This is a genomic window from Acidovorax sp. FG60 (genome assembly GCF_057808995.1).
The window spans coordinates 234002-254827 of the sequence record NZ_JBMDJC010000007.1 but is presented as its reverse complement, the minus strand read 5'-3'; the positions used below and the strand labels follow the sequence as shown (position 1 = coordinate 254827).

The window sequence follows — 20826 nt, the reverse complement described above, 5'->3', positions numbered from 1 at the left end:
AAAACCGGCGGTGCCAGCACACGCAGGTTCACCAACGCACAGGCCTCATCACCCCGCTACGGCAGCGGCAGTAGTGACGGTGTTGGCTTCACCACACCTTGCTGTGGCGCACAAAAGATGCATTCCGGCCCCGCCTCTGTAGTCGCAGGCGCAGCAGCCCCTTCCGCATGGTTGCAGCAGTGCTCCAGCCACCCGGCCACCAGCCGGTACACCGAAATTTTGGTGCAGGCCGTGGGCGCGCAGAGGTAGTAGCCCAGCGGACTGTCAAAGCGGTCTTTCAGGGGCTCGACCAGCGTACCTGCCTGTAGTTCGTTCTCCACCAAACAGGTGGGCACGATGCTCACACCAAAGCCTGAGACTGCTGCCCGGATGATGAGCGAGTAAAGGTTGAAGCCCGGCCCGAAGCGGCTGGCGCAGGTGTCCAGGCGATGTGCTTCCAACCAGTCTTGCCAGGCCAGGGGCACCTCGATGTGTTGCAGCAGCGTGGCGCGCACCAAGTCTTGCGGAGTGTGCAGGGGCAGGGCGTCGCGCAGTTGGGGGTTGCAGACGATGCAGGTCTCTTTGCCGATCAGATAGCGCGCATTGGCGTTGGGCCAGTTGCCGTAGCCGTACTGGATGGCAGCGTCGAACTCGTGCGGCGTCGCAAAGTCGTGCGCGTGCTGGTAGCGCACAAAGTTCAGCGACACCTGCGGCAATGTGCGCTTGAAGTGGCCCAGGCGCGGAAACAGCCACGGCACCCCAAATTGGGCGAGCACGAGGCGCCGAACATTTGGACGGGAATGAAAAAACACCGAGCGGGCGTCTAGCCTTCTCGGTGTTTTGCTATGTATTTAATAGCTTTTAGCGCTTTATGGAAAAGCGCTAGAGCCTGTTTTGATGTTTGAATTTATGCTTAACGCAGCACAAGCACAGGGATGTGCGAGTGCGTCAGCACATGCTGCGTCTCACTGCCCAGCAACAGGCGCTTGAGGCCCTTGCGGCCGTGCGATGCCATCACGATCAGGTCGCACTTGTGCTTCTTGGCGGCCGAGATGATGGCTTCGGCCACGAGGTCGGACTTGGCGATGACGGCCTTGACTGCCACGCCTTGGGCGTCGCCCTGGGCCTTCACGCCATCGACCATGGCCTGTGCCGCATCGCCCCATTGGGTTTCGATGCGCTTGACGTCGTTGGTATCGACGGGCATGCCGCCCTCGAAGTAACTGCGGGGGTAGCGGGGCACCACCTTGAGGGCCACGGCAGAGGCGCCGGTGAGCGCGGCCAGCGACAGTCCGTGTTCCACGGCCTTGTCGGAAAGGGGTGAGCCGTCCGTTGCGATCAGGATGCGTTTGTACATAAAGGTCTCCTCAAAGTGATGGAACAAGCTTAGGATGAATCATGTTCTGGGACTTGATGCAGGTCAATGTACCTGTCATGTCCGAACGATAGGCTTGAACCATGTCAATGTTTCGACCCGGTGCGCCGGCCTCCTCCCCGGCACATCCGCCCGATGCTGTTTCCAATGCGGAGCCTGCCGCGCAAGCCGTGCTGCTGGACGACCCGCAGGAGTGGTCGGCGTTCGGTCGGCCTGTGGGGCCAACGGGCCAGGCTGCCGAAGATCCCGCCAGCTGTGCCTGGGACTCCCAGGTGGTGCTGGAAGGCATGCACTGCGCGGCCTGTGCCCTCACCATCGAAGATGCCCTGCGCAGCGTGCCCGGCGTGCTGCAGGCGGATGTGAGCGCTGCCACGCGCCGTGCGCGCGTGGTGTGGCAGCCCTCCCAGGTGCAGCCCTCGCAGTGGATGGACGCTGTGCACAAGGCAGGCTACCGCGCCATGCCCGCCATGGATGCCTTTGCGCGCGAGCAGCGCCAGCGTGAGAACCGCCGTGCCCTGTGGCGCTGGCTGGTGGCAGGCTTTTGCATGATGCAGGTGATGATGTACGCGTGGCCCGCGTACGTGGCGCAACCTGGCGACCTGACGGGCGAGATGGAGCAACTGCTGCGCTGGGCCTCGTGGGTCATCACGCTGCCCATGGTGGTGTTCTCGTGTGGGCCGTTCTTCAGCAGTGCGCTGCGCGATATTCGCCTGCGCCGCGTCAGCATGGACCTGCCCGTGGCGCTGGGCATGGCCATCACCTTTGTGGTGAGCACGGCGGGCACCTTCGACCCTGCAGGCATCTTCGGCAAGGAGGTGTACTACGACTCGCTGACGATGTTTGTTTTCTTCCTGCTCACGGGCCGCTGGCTGGAGCTGCGCCTGCGCGACCGCACCGCCGGTGCGCTGGAAGCTGTGATGAACCGCCTGCCCGACAGCGTAGAGCGGCGCACTGCCGATGGCAGCTTTGTGCGCGTGGCCACGCGCCGTGTGGTGGCAGGAGACACCATCCGTGTGCTGCCGGGCGAGGCGTTTCCGGCCGATGGGCGCATTACGCTGGGCAGCACGCACGCCGATGAATCCCTGCTGACGGGCGAGTCCACCCCCGTGGCGCGCCCCGTGGGCAGCACGGTCACGGCGGGCAGCTACAACCTGCAGGCGCCGGTGGAGGTGCATGTGGAAGGCACGGGCGGGCAGACCCGCTTTGCGCAGATCGTGGCGCTGATGGAAAGCGCGTCGCTGCAAAAGCCACGCCTTGCCCAATTGGCGGATCGCATTGCGCGGCCGTTTCTGGTGGCGGTGCTCGTGGCAGCGGGCCTGGCTGCGGTGTACTGGTGGCCGTCCGACCCGGGGCATGCCTTGATGGTGGCGGTGGCTGTGCTCATCGTCACCTGCCCCTGCGCGCTGTCGCTGGCCACGCCGGTGGCCATGCTCACCGCCGCTGGCACGCTGGCGCGCCATGGTGTGCTGGTGCGCAACCTGCAGGGGCTGGAGGCGCTGGCCCATGTGGACACCGTGGTGTTCGACAAGACCGGCACGCTCACGCGGGACGGCATGGCCTTGCAGGCTGTACACACCGCCCATGGATGGAGCACGGAAGAGGTGTTGGCTATGGCGGCGTCTCTGGCGCGCCACTCGATGCATCCTGCATCGCGAGCCGTGGTGGCTGCGGCTGCTGCGCTGGATGATGGTCGCTGGGCGGTGACCGATCTGCAGGAAGAAGCCGGGCAGGGCCTGGTGGCCAGGGTGCACGACAGATTGGGGGCCGGACAGCCCGCGCGCCAGGTCCGGCTGGGGTCTGCGCACCATGCAGGCGTGGCGCCTGAAGAAGTGGGGTCGGCGCTGCAGGTGGTGCTGTCGGAGCAGCATGTCAGCGGCGCAGTGTCCGAGCTGGCCCGCTTCGATCTGGTGGAGGACCTGCGCGCGGAGGCTCCTGCGGTAGTGGCTGCTCTGGAGCGGGGCGGCGTGGCGGTGCAACTGCTGTCGGGCGACCGCGTGGGCGCGGTGCAACGTGTGGCGGCGCAAGCGGGCATTGCCCAGGCGGCGGGCGAGTGCACGCCCCAGGGCAAGCTGGCTGCGTTGCAGTCCTTGCAGGCCGGTGGCCACCAGGTGGCCATGGTGGGCGATGGGCTGAACGATGGCCCGGTGCTGGCAGGGGCCCATGTGTCGTTTGCATTTGGCCGTGCGGTGCCGCTGGCGCAGTCTCAGGCCGATTTTGTGGTGCTGGGCGACAGCCTGGCGCTGGTGCCCCAGACCGTGCTGCTGGCGCGCCGTACCTTGCGTGTGGTGCGCCAGAACCTGTGGTGGGCTGCCGGCTACAACGCGTTGTGTGTTCCGCTGGCGGTGGTGGGCTGGATGCCAGCCTGGTTGGCCGGGCTGGGCATGGCGCTCAGCTCGCTGCTGGTGGTGCTCAACGCCGCGCGCCTTGCGCGCGACCTGCCGGCTTTGCCTGCGCAAGGCGAAGACCTGCGGCCACAACAGGGCGCGGTGCCCATTGATATCTCAAAAACAAGCTGGCTGGAGGCTGCCTGATGGACATTCTTTATCTGCTGATTCCACTGTCCGTGGTGCTGGTGCTGATGATTCTGGCGGGCCTGTGGTGGGCGGTCTACCACGGCCAGTTCGAGAGTGTCGAGCAAGAGGGAGAGCGGATTCTCCGAGACGGTTGACTTGTGTCAATGCCCAAAAAAGCTGACTGCAACAAACTCTTACTGCATTACAAAGAGGTGCCCGATGGATTCTCCAAAAACAAATGCTGCGCACTACAACGATACAGTGGTGCGGCAGTTTTCTATCCTGGCCGTGGTTGTGGGGGTGGTTGGCATGCTGGTGGGCGTCATCATCGCCGCCCAGCTTGCCTGGCCTGAACTCAACTTTGGCATTCCGTGGCTCAGTTATGGCCGCTTGCGACCCTTGCACACCAATGCGGTGATCTTTGGGTTTGGTGGGAGTGCGCTGTTCGCCACCAGTTACTACGTGGTGCAACGCACCTGCCAGGTTCGCCTGTTTGCCGGGCCCCTGGCGGCCTTCACCTTCTGGGGATGGGTGCTGGTCATTGCCGGGGCCGTCATCAGCCTGCCAATGGGCTACACCCAGGGCAAGGAATACGCTGAACTCGAATGGCCGATTGACATCCTGATCACGCTGGTATGGGTGTCCTATGCCATCGTGTTCTTTGGCACCATCGGTGTGCGCAAGGTCAAGCACATCTATGTGGCCAACTGGTTCTTTGGCGCGTTCATCCTGGCTGTGGCATTGCTGCACGTGGTCAACAGCGCTGCGATCCCGGCTGACCTCATGAAGAGCTACTCGGCCTACGCCGGTGTGCAGGATGCCATGGTGCAGTGGTGGTATGGCCACAACGCCGTGGGCTTCTTCCTGACCGCAGGCTTCCTGGGCATGATGTACTACTTCATCCCCAAGCAGGCGGGACGACCCGTGTATTCGTATCGCCTGTCGATCGTGCACTTCTGGGCCTTGATCTTCACCTACATGTGGGCCGGCCCTCACCACCTGCACTACACCGCGCTGCCTGACTGGACGCAATCGGTGGGCATGGTGTTCTCGCTGATCCTGCTGGCACCCAGCTGGGGCGGGATGATCAACGGCATCATGACCCTGTCGGGCGCATGGCACAAGCTGCGTGACGACCCCATCCTGCGTTTCCTGATCGTGTCGCTGTCGTTCTATGGCATGTCCACGTTCGAAGGTCCGATGATGTCCATCAAGACCGTCAACGCCCTGAGTCACTACACCGACTGGACCGTGGGCCACGTGCACTCTGGCGCGTTGGGCTGGGTGGGTCTGATCTCGATGGGCTCGCTGTACTACCTGGTGCCCCGACTGTTTGGCCGCGAAAAGATGCACTCCATCAAGGCCATTGAGCTGCACTTCTGGATGGCCACCATTGGCATCGTGCTGTACATCGCCGCGATGTGGATTGCCGGTGTGATGCAAGGCCTGATGTGGCGCGCCATCAACCCCGACGGTACGCTCACCTACACCTTTGTGGAAAGCGTGAAGGCGACCTATCCGTTCTATGTGATCCGCGTGGCCGGTGGCCTGCTGTATCTGGGTGGCATGTTGGTCATGGCCTGGAACGTGTGGATGACAGCGATCTCGGGCCGTTCGGTCAAGGTGGCGATTCCTGCCGTGAATGCGGCCCACGCCTGAGCCGAAGGAGATAACTCATGTCTAACAACAACCCATCGAATTCGACCGGCTTCTCCCATGAAAAGGTGGAAACCAACAACTTCCTGATGATCGTGCTGATCCTCCTGGTCATCGCCATCGGCGGCCTGGTAGAGATCGTGCCACTGTTCTTCCAGAAGTCCACAACCGAGGCGGTCAAGGGCGTGGAGCCTTACAACGCCATGCAACTGGTGGGCCGCGACGTCTACATCCGTGAAGGTTGCTACAACTGCCACTCGCAGATGATCCGCCCCTTCCGCGCTGAAACCCTGCGCTATGGGCACTATTCGGTGGCGGGTGAGTTTGTGTACGACCACCCCTTCCAGTGGGGCAGCAAGCGCACAGGCCCCGACCTGCACCGCGTGGGAGGCAAGTACAGCGACGAATGGCACCGCATCCACCTGAACAACCCGCGTGATGTGGTGCCCGAATCGAACATGCCTGCCTACCCCTGGCTGGAGAAGAACGCCGTGGACCCCGCCAGCGTGGCGCCGCGCATGAAGGCCCTGCGCACTGTGGGTGTGCCGTACACCGACGAACAGATCGCTGCGTCTGCCGCTGATGTCAAGGGCAAGACGGAGATGGAAGCGCTGATTGCGTACCTGCAAGTCATGGGCCGCGCGCTCAAGTAAAGGAGATATCCCCATGGACATCACCACCATGCGCATTGTGGCCACGCTGGCTTCAATGGCCTGTTTCATTGGCATCTGGGTCTGGGCCTACCGAGGCCGCAACAAGGCCCGGTTCGACGAGGCCGCCCAGCTGCCTTTCGAGCAAGATTGACCTTCACCAGAACGAGAACACCCCATGAGTGACTTCACCAGCAATTTCTGGTCGGTCTTTGTGACCACGCTGACCCTGGTCGGCATCATCGCCTGCGGCATTCTGCTTTGGATGGCAGGCCGCAAGAAGGTGATGGCCACGTCCGACAACACTACCGGCCACGTCTGGGACGAAGACCTGGTCGAGATGAACAACCCCCTGCCACGCTGGTGGGTGTGGCTGTTTGTCATCACCATCATCTTCGGCCTGGGCTACCTGGCCGCCTATCCAGGCCTGGGCAGCTTTTCCGGCAAGCTCAACTGGACACAGAAGGGTGAATACGAGGCTGAGATGGCCAAGGCCAAGGCCGAGCTGGAGCCGCTGTATGCCCGGTTTGCCTCGATGAAGCCTGAAGACATTGCCAAGGATCCTCAGGCCCAGGCCATTGGCGAGCGCCTGTTCATGAACAACTGCGCGCAGTGCCATGGCTCGGACGCCCGGGGTAGCAAGGGTTTCCCCAATCTGGCTGATGGCGATTGGTTGCATGGCGGTGCACCCGAGAAGATCCGTGAAACCATCGAGAAGGGCCGTATCGGCAACATGCCTCCCATGGCTGCCGCAGTGGGCTCCCCCGAAGATGTGCGCAATCTCTCGCACTATGTGCTGAGTCTTTCGGGCAGCCCGCATGACTCGCTGCGTGCTTCGTTGGGCAAGTCCAAGTTCACGGCGTGTGCAGCCTGCCACGGAATGGACGGCAAGGGTAATCAGGCACTGGGTGCCCCCAACCTGACCGACGACATCTGGCTGCATGGCTGGGGCGAGGCGGCCATCACTGCCATGGTCAACAACGGCAAGGTTAACCAGATGCCCGCCCAGGCGGACAAGCTGACAGAAGCGCAGATCGGTGTGCTGTCGGCCTATGTCTGGGGCTTGTCGAACGGCACCCAGGCCGCTGCACGCTGAGCCTTGGCCACTTGGAGCAGTGCCCAGGCACAGCTCCAGGGGGCAGCGCAAACTGAGAACCACGAAGCAAACGGACCGATACCATCATGAACCCACCCAGCGAGCCTGCTCGCAAGGTCATCCCGATAGCGCCGGTTGCGTCCGATGCCTCATCGCAGGGCGAGATTGTTTCCCTGTACGAAGCGCAAAAGAAGATCTACCCGCGTTCCATCAGTGGCCTCTTCGCGCGTTGGCGCTGGGGTATGGTGTTTCTCACGCAGATCGTTTTCTACGGGCTGCCGTGGTTTGAATGGGGGCAGCGCCAGATGGTGCTGTTTGACCTGGGGGCTCGGCGGTTCTACATCTTCGGCCTGGTTCTGTACCCCCAGGATTTCATCTATCTCACGGGCCTGCTCATTATCTCGGCGTTGTCGCTGTTCCTGTTTACGGCGGTGGCGGGGCGGCTTTGGTGTGGATTTGCGTGCCCGCAAACGGTCTACACCGAAATGTTCATGTGGATCGAGCACAAGATCGAAGGTGATCGCAGTGCACGGCTTCGGCTGGACAATGGGCCCTGGACCTTCGAGAAGGTTCGCAAGAAGTTTTTCAAGCAGGTCATCTGGATTGTCGTGGCGTTGTGGACGGGGTTCACGTTCGTGGGTTATTTCGTGCCCATCCGCGAACTCGGGGCAGAGCTGCTGGCGGTGCAGGGTGGCTGGCAGATTTTCTGGGTACTGTTTTATGGCTTTGCCACCTATGGCAATGCCGGCTATATGCGCGAACAGGTGTGCAAATACATGTGTCCCTATGCGCGCTTTCAGAGCGCCATGTTCGACAAGGACACGCTGATCGTTACCTACGACCCAGAACGCGGTGAGCAGCGTGGGCCGCGCAAGAAGAACATCGACTACAAAGCCCAGGGGTTGGGCGATTGCATTGACTGCTCGCTGTGTGTGCAGGTGTGCCCTGTGGGCATCGACATTCGCAAGGGCTTGCAGTACGAATGCATCGGCTGTGGCCTGTGCGTGGACGCCTGCAATACCGTGATGGACAAGATGCAGTATCCGCGCGGGCTCATCCGGTTTTCTACGCAGAACGGCGTGGCCAAACGGTGGAGTCAGTCGCAGATCCTGCGCCGTGTGCTGCGGCCACGAGTGCTGATATACAGCGCGGTTCTGGTGGCCCTGTGCGTAGGCATGATGGCCAGCCTTGTCACACGCACGCCTTTGAAGGTGGATGTGGTCCGTGATCGGGCGGCGCTGTCGCGCATCGTGGCAGGTGGAAAGCTGGAGAACATCTACCGCCTGCAGATCATGAACGCCACTGAAGGCCCCCAGCGCTATCGCATCAGTGTGCGTGGCCTTGAAGGGCTGGAAGTCGCTTCTGATGCCGAGGTGGACATCGGTGCGGCGGAGTCCCGGTGGGTGGCCGTCCGTCTGCAGATACCGTATGGATCAGCCCCTTCGGGATCACATGCCGTGCAGTTCGATGTGCAGGCCTTGGGCGCGGACGCCCATGTGAGCGAGAAATCCGTGTTTCTGGTGCCGCGATAACGCAGCGAGCGACCCGGTGCAAGACCTTCGCGGGTCTTGCTTTGAGCAAGATAATTTTTGAGGAGTAAGCACCATGCCATCCAGTTCCGCCCTCGGCACTGCCCCTTCTGCCGCTGCACCCTGGTGGAGGTTTGGCCATGTGTGGCTGATCATCGCCGGTCCCGTGATCGTGATCATTGCAGGGTTTGTGACCCTGTGGCTCGCGATATCGCGCCCCGACCCTGTGGTCGCGGAAGATTATTACCGCCAGGGCATCGAGATCAACAAGACACTGGCCACCCCAGAAAAAAGCCTGTTGCCAGCCATGAAGGGCCGCAACCACGCGGCCACCCCGGTCCAGGACCAGCCGCGCTGAACCCACCTGGCCGGGCAGCATGCCTGCACGGCCTTACCAGGAGACAAACCAATGTGGATGCAACGCGTGATGTGGATTGCCTGGCCGGCCTTTTTGATGGCCGGTGTGATGGAAATGCTGGTTTTTGCGATGGTGGATCCGCAAGACCTGCACTGGTTTGGGCAGCCGTTGGCATTGTCACGGCAGGGCGTGTACACGCTGGCCTTTTTTGCGTTCTGGATAATCACGATGGCATCCAGCGCGTTGACCACGCTGCTGGCCATGTCACCGTTTGAACTTAACCGTTGCCCGGTTCCCGAAGGCGAGCGTCCCGATGACTGCCGCAAGACATCATCGTGCCCTTGAGCGGTAGTGCCACCTATTGGCAAAGGTCAATGTGGTGAGGACTGCCAGGATGGCAGACGACAGCAGGTTCAGTGGCAGGCTTGCTGGTTGTTCACGATGCGCTTGAGGGCCTCGGTCTCCAGGATGCGCACATGGCGCTGCTTGACCTCGACAATGCCTTCTTCCACGAACTTGGAGAAGGTGCGGCTCACGGTTTCGAGCTTGAGGCCCAGGTAGCTACCGATCTCTTCGCGGGTCATGCGCAGCACGAGCTCGGACTGCGAGAACCCCCGGGCGTGCAGGCGCTGAACCAGATTGAGCAGGAACGCGGCCAGGCGCTCCTCAGCGCGCATGCTGCCCAGGAGCAGCATCACGCCATGCTCACGGACAATCTCGCGGCTCATGATCTTGTGCACATGGTGCTGCAAGGCGGTGACTTCGCGGGACAGTTCTTCGATGCGGTCAAAGGGCATGACGCAGACTTCCGCGTCTTCCAGGGCCACCGCATCGCAGGTGTGGTGGTCATTCACGATGCCATCAAGGCCGATGATCTCGCCTGCCATCTGAAAACCCGTGACCTGGTCACGCCCGTCTTCGGTGGCTACACATGTTTTGAAGAAGCCGGTTCGAATGGCATAGAGCGAGGTGAAGGATTCGCCGTTGCGGAAAAGGGTTCCACCGCGTTTGATCTTGCGGCGAACGGCAACGACCTCGTCAATGCGTTGCAGCTGTTCCTCGCTCAGCCCCACCGGCATGCACAGCTCGCGCAGGTTGCAGTTGGAGCAGGCGACTTTGATGGTGAGCGGGTTCATAGGAACAGAGGCTGGGTAAGGTTTGAGCATATCGCCCCATATGCCTAACAGGCTGGGCCTTTGGGTGCGGGTGGGCGACTGATGTGCATCAAATTGTCGCTGTTCGTCCCGGCCCATCACTTGATGCAGGTCAAGGACATGGAGTGCAGCTTACGGCACAGTCGAAGTGTACGCAAGGAATTTGCCCATGACCGCTGTTTCGCCCGAGCTGCTGCGCCGTTTCGACGTGCCAGGGCCCCGTTATACCTCTTACCCAACAGCTGACCGTTTCGTCGAGGCCTTTGGGCAGGACGACTACGCGCTTGCCTTGGAGCAGCGCAGACTGGGCTCCATGACGAAGGCCTTGCCGCTGTCTTTGTACGTGCACATCCCCTTTTGCGAGTCCCTTTGTTACTACTGCGCATGCAACAAGATCATCACCAAACACCATGATCGTGCAGAGGTGTATTTGCGGTATTTGAGCCGCGAGATTGACTTGCACACAGCACACTGCGGCACGGGGCAGGTGGTGAGTCAGCTTCACCTGGGTGGTGGCACGCCCACTTTTCTATCGGACGAGGGCTTGCGGGAGCTGATGGGCATGCTCAAACGCAGCTTTTCGTTGGCGCCGGGCGGGGAGTATTCGATTGAGGTGGACCCTCGCACCGTCAATGCGGACCGCCTTGCAGTGCTGGCGGAACTGGGGTTCAACCGACTGAGCTTTGGGGTGCAGGATTTCGATCCCGAGGTTCAAAAGGCCGTTCACCGCATACAGCCTGCCGAGCAGGTGTTTTCGCTGGTGGAGTCCGCACGTTCGCTGGGTTTTGAATCCATCAATGTGGATTTGATCTACGGCCTGCCTCGGCAGACGCCAGAGTCGTTTGACCGCACGCTGGCCCAGGTTACGCAGCTGCGGCCTGACCGTATCGCGTTGTACGCGTATGCCCATCTGCCAGAACGTTTCAAGCCTCAGCGCCGTATTGTTTCGGCCGAGTTGCCAGCTGCTGCAGGCAAGGTGTCGATGCTCTCCCGTTCGCTGGACGCCTTTATGGATGCTGGGTACGTGTATGTGGGCATGGACCACTTTGCATTGCCTGAGGATGCATTGGCAGTCGCCAAGCGCCAGGGGCGTCTGCACCGCAACTTCCAGGGCTACAGTACGCAACCTGATTGCGACCTGATCGGCCTGGGGGTGTCTGCGATTGGCCGGGTCGGAGCCACCTACAGCCAAAATGCCAAGACCCTGGATGAGTATTACGATTTTCTGAATCAGGGGCGCCTGCCCGTCGTTCGTGGGTTGGCCCTGACGCGCGACGATCTTGTGCGCCGCGCCGTCATCATGGCCTTGATGTGCCAAGGCGAGCTGTTGTTTGAGCCCATGGAGCAAGCGTGGTTGATCGACTTTCGCCACTACTTCTCTGCGGAGCTGGCGCAACTGGAAACCATGGCCGAGCAGGGGCTTGTGGTGGTGCGGCCCGATGGGGTCGAGGTCACTGCCATGGGCTGGTTCTTTGTGCGTGGCATTGCCATGGTCTTTGACCGTTACCTGCAGGCTGACCGCAACCGCGCCCGTTTTTCGCGCATCATCTGATCCTCATGATTGCTACGGTCGCCTCAACCGCCTTGCTGATGGGGCTCGTTGGCGGGTCCCATTGTTTGGCCATGTGTTCTGCGCCTTGTGGGGCATTGATCGGGCAGGGCGGTGGGGGCATGGCGTCCACAGCCGGTGGCGATGCGCAGCCACAGGCAACTCCCCTGACGGTGCAGACAGTGCAGTGGGTGCCCCGTGGCGGTGTCATTCAGCGCGCCGTCGCTTTTCATGCTGGCCGCTTGGCCGGGTACGCTATGGCGGGTGGCTTGGCTGCATGGGCCATGGACAGCCTGGCATGGGTGACCCAGCAGACCGTGGCACTTCGCCCTGCGTGGACCCTGATGCATGTTGCGGTGATGGCGTGGGGTTTGATGATGGTGATCCAGGCGCGCCAACCCCAGTGGGTAGAGCAGGCGGGCCGTACCGTATGGGCGCGTGTGCGGCCTCTGGTCAGTGCACCAGGCGGGGTTCTGGTTGCTGGTGGGCTTTGGGCCTTGATGCCCTGTGGCCTGCTCTATTCCGCGCTGCTCGTGGCTGCGCTGAGCGGAGGGCCTCTGGAAGGGGCGCTCAGCATGGCGCTTTTTGGCCTGGGCAGTGGTGTGTGGCTGGTGGGCGGGCCCTTGGTGTGGATTCGGCTGAAAGCAGGGGTCAATGCAAAACGTGCGGACTGGGGAACGCGCATCGCAGGAGGTTTGCTGTGCGCAGTGGCCAGCTGGGCACTCTGGATGGACCTGGTCTACAAACCGTCGTTGTGGTGCCGCTAGCCAGCAGTTCCCCCATTCGCAAGCTGCGGTGCGACGGGGTTCGCGAGGCCTCGTAAATCCATGTCTATACAAGGGTGATCAACGCTTGCCCTTGGTGAGAAAGGCAAGTGTTGCCATGCCGCTGCGGCGCAGGCGCACTCCTTCGACAAGACCCTCGATCTGGCGATAATCTGTGTAACTATTGGTGGCATTGACGTCGCCATGTTTCACACGCCTTGAAGTGAACTCCTCCATCCTCATCGACATCAGCCAACTGCGTGTCGGCATGTACATCCAGCTCGACGTGGGTTGGTTGCACCATCCGTTCCCGGTGAGCAGCTTTCGTGTGGCGGCGGCAGAGCAGATTGCCACCTTGCGTGAGCTGGGGCTCACCGAGGTGCGGTACTTTCCCAAAAAGAGCGATCCAGAACTGAGGGAACTCGTGCCTGCAGCCTGGAGCGTGCCGGAAATGAAGGCATCGTCTTCGAGTGCACCTGAGGCTGCGACAGCTACAGCCACGGTGGACCCAGAGGCGCAGCGCAGGCGTGAATTGCTGGAGGCCCAGAACCGGACGCTGGCGGCCTGCAATCAGCGGTTTGGGGAGGCCACGCGGCAATACCAGGCGCTGGAGCGTGTTGTCTCGGAGCACCCCGACCAGGCCCGTACCAAAGGCGAAACGCTGGTGTCAGGTTGCGTGGCCGAACTCCTGGAAAACGGTGATTCTGTCATCCGGCTGTTGTCGGAAGGGGTGGGCGAGCGCAATGCCCTGCACCCGATCAACGTGATGGTGATCTCTTTGCTGCTGGGCCGTGCGTTGGGCATGAAAAGTGCCGAGCTGCACGACCTTGGCATTGCCGCGCTGATTCATGATCTGGGCAAGCTCAAGCTGCCGCCGAATCTCAGGCAACCTACGCCCTCCATGATTCCGATGGAGCGTACGCGTTACGAGACCCATGTGGCTGAGTCCGTGACACTGGCCACGCGCATGGGGCTGCCCGAACCTGTGATTACCGCCGTTGCTCGGCACCATGAGATGGCCGATGGCAGTGGGTTTCCACTGCGGTTGTCGGGGTCCGATCTGGGGCGCGCGAGCCAGGTGCTCGCCCTCGTCAATCGCTACGATCGCATGTGCAATCCCGCCAATGGAGTGGATGCGCTCACACCCCACGAGGCTTTGTCGGTCATCTTTGCACAGCTCAAGGCGCGCTTCGATTCCGTGGTGCTCGGGGCGTTCATCCGCATGATGGGGGTGTACCCGCCAGGCTCCATCGTCCAGCTGGTGAACGACCGCTATGCGATTGTTGCCTCGGTCAACTCTTCGCGCCCGCTGCGGCCCAAGGTCATCGTCCATGACTCCCGGGTGCCCAAGGATGAGGCTCCTATTCTGGACCTGGAAACTGTGCCCGAGCTGGGTATCCGGCGCAGCCTCAAGCCTGCGCAACTGCCGCGCGATGCGCTGGACTACCTCTCTCCGCGGCAGCGTATCTGTTACTTTTTCGAGCGTGCGGTCAGCCCCGGTCCCGAAGAGGCAGGGTCGTGACCGTTTCGCAGTCCCACGGCTGGCTCGACGGTTTACAGGAGGCCGTCTGGCTGGTCGATGAGACCAGTCTGCTCATCCTTCACGCGAATGCCGCCGCGCAGCGGCTGGTGGGCTTGCCTGTAGCCGAGATGGTGGGTACGCCCGTGTTGCGTCTGGCCTCCACACCGCAGGACATGGCGTTCTGGGGGGAGTCGGCCCAGGTGGTTGCAGATGGCATTCATTCCCACACCAGCCTTTTGCGCGCTGACGGCACCTTGGTTCCGGTCAATCGTCAGGTGACGCGCGTTCCTGCAGAGGTCGCTTCTGGCACGGTCTTCATGCTGACCATGCTGGATCGCAGTGTCCAGGAATCGACCGAGCGCGAGCTGGAAACTTTGCTGTCTGAGCTGCGCGCCACGCTGGATTCTGCCGCTGACGGCATGCTCGTGTGCAGCCTCGATGGCCGGGTGCGGGCTTTCAATCAGCGGCTTGCGCAACTGTGGAATATTCCGCGCGATTTGCTGGTGCGGCGCGACGATGCGGCTGTCTATGCGCACATGGAGGCCCAGGTTGAGGACGCACGTGCCTACGCGGAGCGTTTGGCTGCCATCGCCCGAGAACCGATGCAGGAGAGCACCGACATTCTGGTGTTGCGAAATGGCTTGGTGCTGGAGTTGCGCACCGTGCCGCAGTTCAGCCAGGGGCGGCCAGTGGGGCGGGTTTATTCGTACCGGGACATCACCCGCCAGACCGAGATACAGGCCAGCCTGAGACTGGCCGCACGGGTGTTCGAGTCCAGCCTGGACGCCATCTTCATCGCCGACAGCCAGCACAGGGTCTTGCGCATGAACCCAGGCTGCGAGCGGCTGGTGGGGCCGTCTGCTAAATCGTTTGAAGGATGCCTGGCGGCGTCGTTGTTCGGTGGTGGGTCGGACGCGGCTTTCATGGAGCAGGTGCTGCAGGGGTGGGCCAAGGAGGGTTTCTGGGAAGGCGAGCTGTGGCTGCCCCGTGACAACGGCACCTATTGCGCAGTGCAGTTGTCATGGGTGGCGCTGCGCGACGACGAAGAGCGTCTGGTGCAGAGCATAGGCTTCATGCGGGATCTGACGCTGCAGCACGCCGCCCAGAAGCGCATTGAGGAGCTGGCCTACAGCGACGTACTCACGGGCCTGCCCAACCGTCTGCTGTTGTCGCAGCGTGTGGACACTGCCATCCAGGGGGCGCGCCAGAGCGACACGGGCTTTGCCATCCTGTTTCTGGATCTCGACCGCTTCAAGATCATCAATGACTCCCTCGGCCACCCTTTCGGTGACCGCGTGCTGCAACTGGTGGCCGAGCGCCTGCAGGCCTGCCTGCGCCAGACGGACATGTTGTGTCGACTGGGTGGCGATGAATTTGTCATCTACCTGCATGGCGGTGATGCCGTGGTGGCTGAGAGCGTGGCGCGCCGCATCCTGGACGACATGCTCAAGCCCTTCATGCTTGACAGCATGGGCTTCTCCATCCAGTGCAGCATCGGCATGGCGCTGTACCCACAGGACGGTGCGACGCTGGACGATCTCATCAAGCAGGCTGACACGGCCATGTACCGTGTCAAAGAGCGCGGCCGGGGTAGCTATGGCTTTTACCAGCCGCAGATGAATGCCAATCTGCTGTCGCGCATGCAGATGGAGCATGCGATGCGCCAGGCGCTGGGGCTTGACCGCATGGCAGTGCACTACCAACCACAGGTCAACATGGCCACCGGGCGCATCACGGGGGCCGAAGCGCTGATCCGCTGGACCGACCCGGAGTTCGGTGCAGTATCACCTGGGCAGTTCATCCCCCTGGCGGAGGAGTCTGGCTACATCGTGACGCTGGGCGCGTGGGTCATGGAGCAGGCCGTGCGTGAGGCGGCGGTGTGGATGCACAGTGGCATGCCGATCATGATTTCGGTGAACGTGTCGGCGCTGGAGTTCCGGCAGCCTGATTTCGTGGACCGCATCACCCGGCTACTGGCGGTGCACCAGTTGCCGCCCACGCTGCTGGAGCTGGAGCTGACGGAAACCATCCTGCTGCAGGATGCACAGGAAATGGAGCAGCGCCTGCGTGTGCTCGCCGGGCTTGGCATCGGGCTCGCCATCGACGATTTCGGCACCGGGTATTCCAGCCTGGCGTACCTGAAGAAGCTGCCGATCCACAAGCTCAAGATCGACCAGTCCTTTGTGCGTGGCCTGCCCGACGATGATGGAGACCGGGCCATCGTGAGTGCCATCATCAGCATGGGGCGTGCCATGCACATTGAGGTGGTGGCAGAGGGGGTGGAAACAGAAACCCAGCAGGCGGTGTTGCTGCAGATGCAGTGCGACCACTACCAGGGATTTCTCTGCGCGCCAGGGCTTCCTGCCCAGGAGTTTCGCGCCATGCTTGCCAGGCCCTTGCCTTTGAATGCGCGGGGGCGGCGCAGTTCGGTCCAGAACTAAGGCAACCTGGTGCTAGGGCCCCCCGGTAGCATGGAGGTCGGTCCAGAGACGCTTAAAACGCCGCGATGCCCTTCCAGAGCATGTACGCCGCCAGCCCGAACAACAGCGATGCGAATACACGCTTGAGCTGCTTGACTGGCAGGCTGTGTGCTGCTTTGGCTCCCAGTGGCGCGGTGAGCACGCTGCAGGTCGCTATCACGGCCAGGGCGGGGAGCCAGATGTAGCCCAGCGAGGCGGTTGGCAATCCCTCCACGTTCTGCCCTCCGATCACATAGCCCACCACGTTGGCCAGTGCGATGGGAAAACCCAGCGCCGCACTGGTGGCTACCGCATTGTGGATGGGCACGTTGCACCAGGTCATGAACGGCACGCTCACAAAGCCACCACCGGCCCCCACCAGGCCTGAAAGGAATCCGATCACACCACCTGCCGCCACCTGGCCTGCACCACCGGGCATCTGGCGCGTGGGGGCGGGTTTTTTGTCCAGAAACATCTGCGTGGCCGAAAAACTCACGAACAACGCGAAGAAGATGGCTAGGAACGAACCCTTGAGCAGCGCAAACACGCCCAGGCTCGCAATGAAACCACCGAGCACGATGCCAGGCGCCAGCCGCTTGACGATGTCCCAGCGCACGGCGCCGCGCTGGTGGTGGGCCCGCACACTGGAGATCGACGTGAACATGATGGTGGCCATCGAGGTCGCAATCGCCATCTTCACCGCCAGATCGGGTGCGACCTTTTGCGCGCCCAGGATGTAGGTCAGGAACGGGACCAGCAGCATCCCGCCGCCAATGCCCAGTAGGCCCGCCAGAAAACCTGTGGCCAGGCCCAGGACACCGAGTTCAACAATCAGCAGGGGATCGAGCATGGCGCGACGTCAGACAAAGGGGTGGAAAGAGGAGAGGGAAGGCGGGGAGATGCCCTGTCGGAGATGCTGCAGCGTGGGGTTGCGTGGACAGGGGCATGGGGAAGAAGGTGTCTGCGAATGCCACCGGACTCTCATCCTGAACCGGGGGTTCAGGTGGGCGAGGGCAGCCAAGCGTTGGGTTCATCTGACGCGAGATGATCACGCTCACCGGGCAATGTACCAAGCCCGAGCTCGTTGAGCATTGGTTCAAGGAAATATAAAGCCCGGCGGCTTCGCAGACACCGCCATTGTAGGCGCTGCCTGCACGGGTTGAGTGTCTGGGGCCATGTAAAGCCCGTAAGCCTTGAGGGGTGCAGATCGGGGGCAATCCGTTAGGCTTGGCGCTGTGCTGGGGGGGCTGTCAAAGAAGGCGGCCGTCGTCGCCCAATGCCTGATCCAGGCGCTGCACCAGGGCATGAAGGCGCTGCTGGTCTTCGTCGGGTAGGAGGGTTTCCTGCGTACCCGTGCTGGCAGCGGTTGCGATGGTGGTGCTGGCCGTTTTGGCGGCGGCACCTGCTGCCAGGTCGGCAGCCTCGCGGTCGGCGATTTCGAAAGCCAGGTTCAAGGCCGCCAGCACCGCAATGCGTTCGCGGGCGCGGACCTTGCCCGCATCGCGGATGCGGATCATCGCGGTATCGACACGCTCCACAGCATCCAGCAGGCGGCTTTCGTGGCCCTCGGGGCAGGTCAGCAGGTAGCTTTGCTGCAGGATCTGCACCTCGATTTGCTTCATTCGGCTTCCTTGGTGACAGCGGCGGGGGCTGCGGCGGGCAGGCGCTCCAGCAGTGCATCCACGCGGGCGCGGGCGGCACTGAGGCGGGATTTGAGGGAGTCCCGTTCTTGCGTCAGCGCGGCCACCTGATCGGTCAGCAGCGCGTTGGTGCGTTGCAGTTCTGCGTGGCGCAGCAGCAGGCGGTCGACGCGCTCGGCGATCTGGTCGGTGGGGGACGGTGTTGCCATACAGCCCCCGATTGTAGGGTTGCAGGCTGTAAACAGCCGTAAAATCGCGCGGTTGGTGCTCGCGGTGTGGTTCACATGCCGCAGTTCAACGGGAAGCAGGGAGGCGCAGTACCACCGGTACACGCCCAGCCTGCGCTGCCCCCGCAACGGTCAGCGGACGAGTCTTTCGACTCTCTCTCCATCCATACGCCACTGAGCGCCTTGAACAAGCGCATGGGAAGGCATTGGGGGGGTGTTCCGCCAGCCCGGATACCGGCCAACACGGTGGCTGCGTGCGCCCTTTTTGGAGCTGCGCGGCTGTATCACCCACATGCTGGCGGGAGGCCGGCCCGGGTTGTTTGTTGACGATGATCCCCATGAAAATCCGTACCCTTCGTGCGCGCCCTTTGGCGCTGCTGCGCCTGCCTGCCCACCGTGTGGCCCTGTTGACCCTGGCGGTTGGCAGCGCCTGCAGTGCGCTGGCCCAGAGTGCCCCGGCAACCGGCGAACTGCTGGCCCAGAACCTGCGCGCGCCCTCGCTCGCCGAAACCGTGGTGGCCGCCACGCGCACGCCGCAGCCGCTGTCCGACCTGGTGGCCGACATCTCCATCGTGGACCGCGAAACCATCGAAAGCAGCGGCGCCACTGGCCTGGCCGACCTGCTGGCCCGTCTGCCGGGTGTGGAGTTCTCGCGCAATGGCGGCCCGGGTGCCACCACGGGTGTATTCCTGCGCGGTGCTGAATCGCGCTTCACAGCGGTGTACATCGACGGGGTGCGCATCGATTCGCAGTCCACCGGGGGGGCGCCGTGGGAGAGCATTCCGCTCGGCCTCATCGATCGCATCGAAGTGCTGCGCGGCCCCGCAGGCGCCGTATACGGATCGGATGCCATGGGCGGCGTGGTGCAGATTTTCACCAAGCGCGGCGAGAACGGCACGGCGCCGTATGTGGGCGTGGGCATTGGCAACCACAACACCACCAAGGTGGAGGCCGGAATCAGCGGGGCCAGCGGCACCGTGGACTACGCGCTGGGCTTTGCGCGCGATGACAGCAAGGGCTTCAACGCCCGCACGGTGGCCACCCAGAACCCTGACCGCGACGGCTACCGCACCACGGCAGGCCATGCCCGAGTGGGCCTGCAGGTCGATGCGGCGCACCGGCTGGAGGGAACGCTCATGGTCAATGACTCCAACAGTGGCTACGACAGCGGGCTGGGCAAGGACGACCGCAACCTGCACACCATGCACGCCCTGGGCCTCAACTGGATTGCCCAGTGGAGCAGCGCTTACAAGACGCGCTTGTCCATCACCGACTCGCGCGATGAATACGAAACCCGCCCCTCGCCCTACCTGAGCGACACGCGCCTGCGTGGCTACTACTTCCAGAACGAATGGCGCCAGGGCGCGCACTTGGTCACGGCCGCGCTGGAGCGCCGCGAAGACCGTCTCGAAAACGCCCCCATCGATGCCAAGCGCTCGCAAGACGCGCTGGCCCTGGGCTACGGCTACAACGCGGCAGGCCACACCGTGCAGCTTAATCTGCGCCACGACTCGGACAGCGAATTCGGTGGCAAGAGCACTGGCAGCGTGGCCTACGGCTACGCCATCACCCCGCAGTGGCGCGCTACGGCGTCGGTGGGCACGGCCTTCCGTGCGCCCACGCTGTACCACCGCTTCAGCGAATACGGCGTGGCCACGCTGCGCCCCGAAAGCAGCCGCAATGCCGAAGTGGCGCTGCGCTACGCCCAGGGCAACAGCACGTTCTCGGCCACGCTGTTTCGCAACCGTGTGAGCAACCTGATTTCGTTCTCTGGCCCCGGCACCTGCCTGTCGGACTTCGGCTGCTACGCCAACACGGCCCGGGCCGAATACAAGGGCGTGACGTTTGCGGGATCGCACCGCCTGGGCGATGTGCAGCTGCACGGCTCCATCGACCTGCAGCGCCCGCGTGACCTGGACACCGGCAAGCAGCTGGCGCGCCGTGCCAAGCAGCACGCCACCTTCGGCGCCGACACCCGCCTGGCGGGGTGGACCGTGGGCGCGGAGGTGCAGGCATCCGGCCGCCGCTTCGACACCGTGGCCAACACCAATGTGCTGGGTGGCTACACGCTGGTCAACCTGTACGCCAGTACCCGCATTGCGCGCGACTACACGCTGCTGGCCCGCATCGACAACCTGGCCGACAAGGACTACCAGCTGGCCCGCACCTATGCCACCGCAGGCCGCACGGTCTACGCCGGTGTGAAGTGGGCACCTCAATGAAGCCCCCCCTGAGTCGCTGCGCGCCTTCCCCCCGGAGGGGGGACGCCACCCGTGGCCTGGCGGAGCCAGTTCCACGGTGGCACTGGCTTGGGGCGCGCCAGTTTCGTCGGCCGCTGGGTGAGTACCGCACTGG

The 20826-nt window shown here is 62.8% G+C and carries 21 protein-coding genes and 1 riboswitch; of the genes, 14 read left to right on the top strand and 7 right to left on the bottom strand.

Annotated features, from left to right (window positions below; genetic code table 11):
* Positions 1 to 56: 56 nt before the first annotated feature.
* Positions 57 to 755 carry a LysR substrate-binding domain-containing protein gene (locus ACODS0_RS12990; RefSeq protein WP_488835384.1) on the bottom strand — a complete coding sequence of 233 codons (699 nt, stop codon included), beginning with the start codon at positions 753 to 755 and terminating at the stop codon, positions 57 to 59.
* A gap of 137 nt (positions 756 to 892) precedes the next feature.
* Positions 893 to 1336, bottom strand: a complete 444-nt coding sequence (locus ACODS0_RS12985; RefSeq protein ID WP_055395188.1) for a universal stress protein — start codon at positions 1334 to 1336, stop codon at positions 893 to 895.
* Positions 1337 to 1443: 107 nt separating this feature from the next.
* Between ACODS0_RS12985 and ACODS0_RS12980 the strand changes: the two genes are divergently transcribed.
* The 9 genes from ACODS0_RS12980 (at position 1444) to ACODS0_RS12940 (ending at position 9501) form a co-directional block, all read left to right on the top strand.
* Positions 1444 to 3885: a heavy metal translocating P-type ATPase gene (locus ACODS0_RS12980; RefSeq protein WP_488835437.1), complete on the top strand. Its 2442-nt coding sequence runs from the start codon at positions 1444 to 1446 to the stop codon at positions 3883 to 3885.
* On the top strand, positions 3885 to 4022 hold the full coding sequence (ccoS, locus tag ACODS0_RS12975) for a cbb3-type cytochrome oxidase assembly protein CcoS (protein ID WP_008906189.1): 138 nt from the start codon (positions 3885 to 3887) through the stop codon (positions 4020 to 4022). The genes ACODS0_RS12980 and ccoS overlap by 1 nt, the downstream gene beginning before the upstream one ends.
* Before the next feature lie 64 nt (positions 4023 to 4086).
* Positions 4087 to 5526, top strand: a complete 1440-nt coding sequence (gene ccoN, locus ACODS0_RS12970; protein ID WP_055395190.1) for a cytochrome-c oxidase, cbb3-type subunit I — start codon at positions 4087 to 4089, stop codon at positions 5524 to 5526.
* A gap of 17 nt (positions 5527 to 5543) precedes the next feature.
* The gene (ccoO, locus tag ACODS0_RS12965) at positions 5544 to 6176 is read left to right on the top strand and encodes a cytochrome-c oxidase, cbb3-type subunit II (RefSeq protein WP_055395192.1); all 633 of its coding nucleotides are present in this window, start codon (positions 5544 to 5546) and stop codon (positions 6174 to 6176) included.
* A gap of 13 nt (positions 6177 to 6189) precedes the next feature.
* A complete protein-coding gene (locus ACODS0_RS12960; RefSeq protein ID WP_055395194.1) occupies positions 6190 to 6327 on the top strand; it encodes a cbb3-type cytochrome oxidase subunit 3 in 138 nt (45 codons plus the stop codon).
* A 24-nt stretch (positions 6328 to 6351) separates the two neighbouring features.
* Positions 6352 to 7269, top strand: coding sequence for a cytochrome-c oxidase, cbb3-type subunit III (ccoP, locus tag ACODS0_RS12955; protein ID WP_055395196.1), 918 nt, complete (start codon positions 6352 to 6354; stop codon positions 7267 to 7269).
* Between the two features lie 86 nt (positions 7270 to 7355).
* Positions 7356 to 8801 (top strand): cytochrome c oxidase accessory protein CcoG, encoded by a 1446-nt coding sequence (ccoG, locus tag ACODS0_RS12950; protein WP_488835379.1) that lies wholly within the window; start codon positions 7356 to 7358, stop codon positions 8799 to 8801.
* Between the two features lie 73 nt (positions 8802 to 8874).
* Positions 8875 to 9156, top strand: a complete 282-nt coding sequence (locus tag ACODS0_RS12945) for a FixH family protein (RefSeq protein ID WP_055395201.1) — start codon at positions 8875 to 8877, stop codon at positions 9154 to 9156.
* A 51-nt stretch (positions 9157 to 9207) separates the two neighbouring features.
* Positions 9208 to 9501 carry a hypothetical protein gene (locus tag ACODS0_RS12940; RefSeq protein ID WP_488835377.1) on the top strand — a complete coding sequence of 98 codons (294 nt, stop codon included), beginning with the start codon at positions 9208 to 9210 and terminating at the stop codon, positions 9499 to 9501.
* Between the two features lie 68 nt (positions 9502 to 9569).
* On the opposite strand, the gene fnr is transcribed toward ACODS0_RS12940, so the two are convergent.
* Positions 9570 to 10292 (bottom strand): fumarate/nitrate reduction transcriptional regulator Fnr, encoded by a 723-nt coding sequence (gene fnr / locus ACODS0_RS12935; RefSeq protein ID WP_218299410.1) that lies wholly within the window; start codon positions 10290 to 10292, stop codon positions 9570 to 9572.
* A gap of 187 nt (positions 10293 to 10479) precedes the next feature.
* Here fnr and hemN point away from each other — a divergent pair, with 187 nt between their 5' ends.
* Together hemN and ACODS0_RS12925 are read left to right on the top strand one after the other, a co-directional pair.
* Entirely contained in the window at positions 10480 to 11862 is a 1383-nt protein-coding gene (gene hemN / locus ACODS0_RS12930) for an oxygen-independent coproporphyrinogen III oxidase (RefSeq protein ID WP_055395207.1), read from the top strand.
* A 5-nt stretch (positions 11863 to 11867) separates the two neighbouring features.
* The gene (locus tag ACODS0_RS12925; RefSeq protein WP_488835374.1) at positions 11868 to 12626 is read left to right on the top strand and encodes a sulfite exporter TauE/SafE family protein; all 759 of its coding nucleotides are present in this window, start codon (positions 11868 to 11870) and stop codon (positions 12624 to 12626) included.
* A gap of 78 nt (positions 12627 to 12704) precedes the next feature.
* Here the strand turns inward: ACODS0_RS12925 and ACODS0_RS12920 are convergent, their stop codons facing one another.
* Positions 12705 to 12836: a hypothetical protein gene (locus ACODS0_RS12920; protein WP_255577649.1), complete on the bottom strand. Its 132-nt coding sequence runs from the start codon at positions 12834 to 12836 to the stop codon at positions 12705 to 12707.
* A 10-nt stretch (positions 12837 to 12846) separates the two neighbouring features.
* On the opposite strand from ACODS0_RS12920, the gene ACODS0_RS12915 reads away from it, so the two are divergent.
* Both ACODS0_RS12915 and ACODS0_RS12910 read left to right on the top strand, forming a co-directional pair.
* Entirely contained in the window at positions 12847 to 14145 is a 1299-nt protein-coding gene (locus ACODS0_RS12915) for an HD-GYP domain-containing protein (RefSeq protein WP_121506922.1), read from the top strand.
* Complete coding sequence (locus ACODS0_RS12910; RefSeq protein WP_488835372.1) at positions 14142 to 16586, top strand: EAL domain-containing protein; 2445 nt, start codon at positions 14142 to 14144, stop codon at positions 16584 to 16586. Before ACODS0_RS12915 ends, ACODS0_RS12910 begins: the two co-directional genes overlap by 4 nt.
* 52 nt (positions 16587 to 16638) lie before the next feature.
* On the opposite strand, the gene ACODS0_RS12905 is transcribed toward ACODS0_RS12910, so the two are convergent.
* The 3 genes from ACODS0_RS12905 to ACODS0_RS12895 all read right to left on the bottom strand — a co-directional run bounded on the left by ACODS0_RS12905 (position 16639) and on the right by ACODS0_RS12895 (position 18453).
* A complete protein-coding gene (locus ACODS0_RS12905) occupies positions 16639 to 17454 on the bottom strand; it encodes a sulfite exporter TauE/SafE family protein (protein ID WP_055395215.1) in 816 nt (271 codons plus the stop codon).
* Positions 17455 to 17854: 400 nt separating this feature from the next.
* Positions 17855 to 18226 (bottom strand): cell division protein ZapA, encoded by a 372-nt coding sequence (locus ACODS0_RS12900; RefSeq protein ID WP_055395217.1) that lies wholly within the window; start codon positions 18224 to 18226, stop codon positions 17855 to 17857.
* On the bottom strand, positions 18223 to 18453 hold the full coding sequence (locus ACODS0_RS12895) for a hypothetical protein (protein ID WP_055395219.1): 231 nt from the start codon (positions 18451 to 18453) through the stop codon (positions 18223 to 18225). The genes ACODS0_RS12900 and ACODS0_RS12895 overlap by 4 nt, the downstream gene beginning before the upstream one ends.
* 36 nt (positions 18454 to 18489) lie before the next feature.
* A riboswitch (cobalamin riboswitch) is annotated at positions 18490 to 18728 on the top strand.
* Positions 18729 to 18809: 81 nt separating this feature from the next.
* Between ACODS0_RS12895 and ACODS0_RS12890 the strand changes: the two genes are divergently transcribed.
* Positions 18810 to 20693: a TonB-dependent receptor domain-containing protein gene (locus tag ACODS0_RS12890; protein ID WP_488835368.1), complete on the top strand. Its 1884-nt coding sequence runs from the start codon at positions 18810 to 18812 to the stop codon at positions 20691 to 20693.
* Positions 20694 to 20826 lie beyond the last annotated feature (133 nt).

Coding starts and splice junctions, on each gene's coding strand:
- ACODS0_RS12890 (WP_488835368.1), top strand. CDS start 18,810: ATGAAAATCCGTACCCTTCGTGCGCGCCCTTTGGCGCTGCTGCGCCTG.
- ACODS0_RS12960 (WP_055395194.1), top strand. CDS start 6,190: ATGGACATCACCACCATGCGCATTGTGGCCACGCTGGCTTCAATGGCC.
- ACODS0_RS12980 (WP_488835437.1), top strand. CDS start 1,444: ATGTTTCGACCCGGTGCGCCGGCCTCCTCCCCGGCACATCCGCCCGAT.
- fnr (WP_218299410.1), bottom strand. CDS start 10,292: ATGAACCCGCTCACCATCAAAGTCGCCTGCTCCAACTGCAACCTGCGC.
- ACODS0_RS12940 (WP_488835377.1), top strand. CDS start 9,208: ATGTGGATGCAACGCGTGATGTGGATTGCCTGGCCGGCCTTTTTGATG.
- ccoN (WP_055395190.1), top strand. CDS start 4,087: ATGGATTCTCCAAAAACAAATGCTGCGCACTACAACGATACAGTGGTG.
- ccoP (WP_055395196.1), top strand. CDS start 6,352: ATGAGTGACTTCACCAGCAATTTCTGGTCGGTCTTTGTGACCACGCTG.
- ACODS0_RS12985 (WP_055395188.1), bottom strand. CDS start 1,336: ATGTACAAACGCATCCTGATCGCAACGGACGGCTCACCCCTTTCCGAC.
- ccoS (WP_008906189.1), top strand. CDS start 3,885: ATGGACATTCTTTATCTGCTGATTCCACTGTCCGTGGTGCTGGTGCTG.
- ccoO (WP_055395192.1), top strand. CDS start 5,544: ATGTCTAACAACAACCCATCGAATTCGACCGGCTTCTCCCATGAAAAG.
- ACODS0_RS12900 (WP_055395217.1), bottom strand. CDS start 18,226: ATGAAGCAAATCGAGGTGCAGATCCTGCAGCAAAGCTACCTGCTGACC.
- ACODS0_RS12945 (WP_055395201.1), top strand. CDS start 8,875: ATGCCATCCAGTTCCGCCCTCGGCACTGCCCCTTCTGCCGCTGCACCC.
- ACODS0_RS12925 (WP_488835374.1), top strand. CDS start 11,868: ATGATTGCTACGGTCGCCTCAACCGCCTTGCTGATGGGGCTCGTTGGC.
- ACODS0_RS12905 (WP_055395215.1), bottom strand. CDS start 17,454: ATGCTCGATCCCCTGCTGATTGTTGAACTCGGTGTCCTGGGCCTGGCC.
- hemN (WP_055395207.1), top strand. CDS start 10,480: ATGACCGCTGTTTCGCCCGAGCTGCTGCGCCGTTTCGACGTGCCAGGG.
- ccoG (WP_488835379.1), top strand. CDS start 7,356: ATGAACCCACCCAGCGAGCCTGCTCGCAAGGTCATCCCGATAGCGCCG.
- ACODS0_RS12895 (WP_055395219.1), bottom strand. CDS start 18,453: ATGGCAACACCGTCCCCCACCGACCAGATCGCCGAGCGCGTCGACCGC.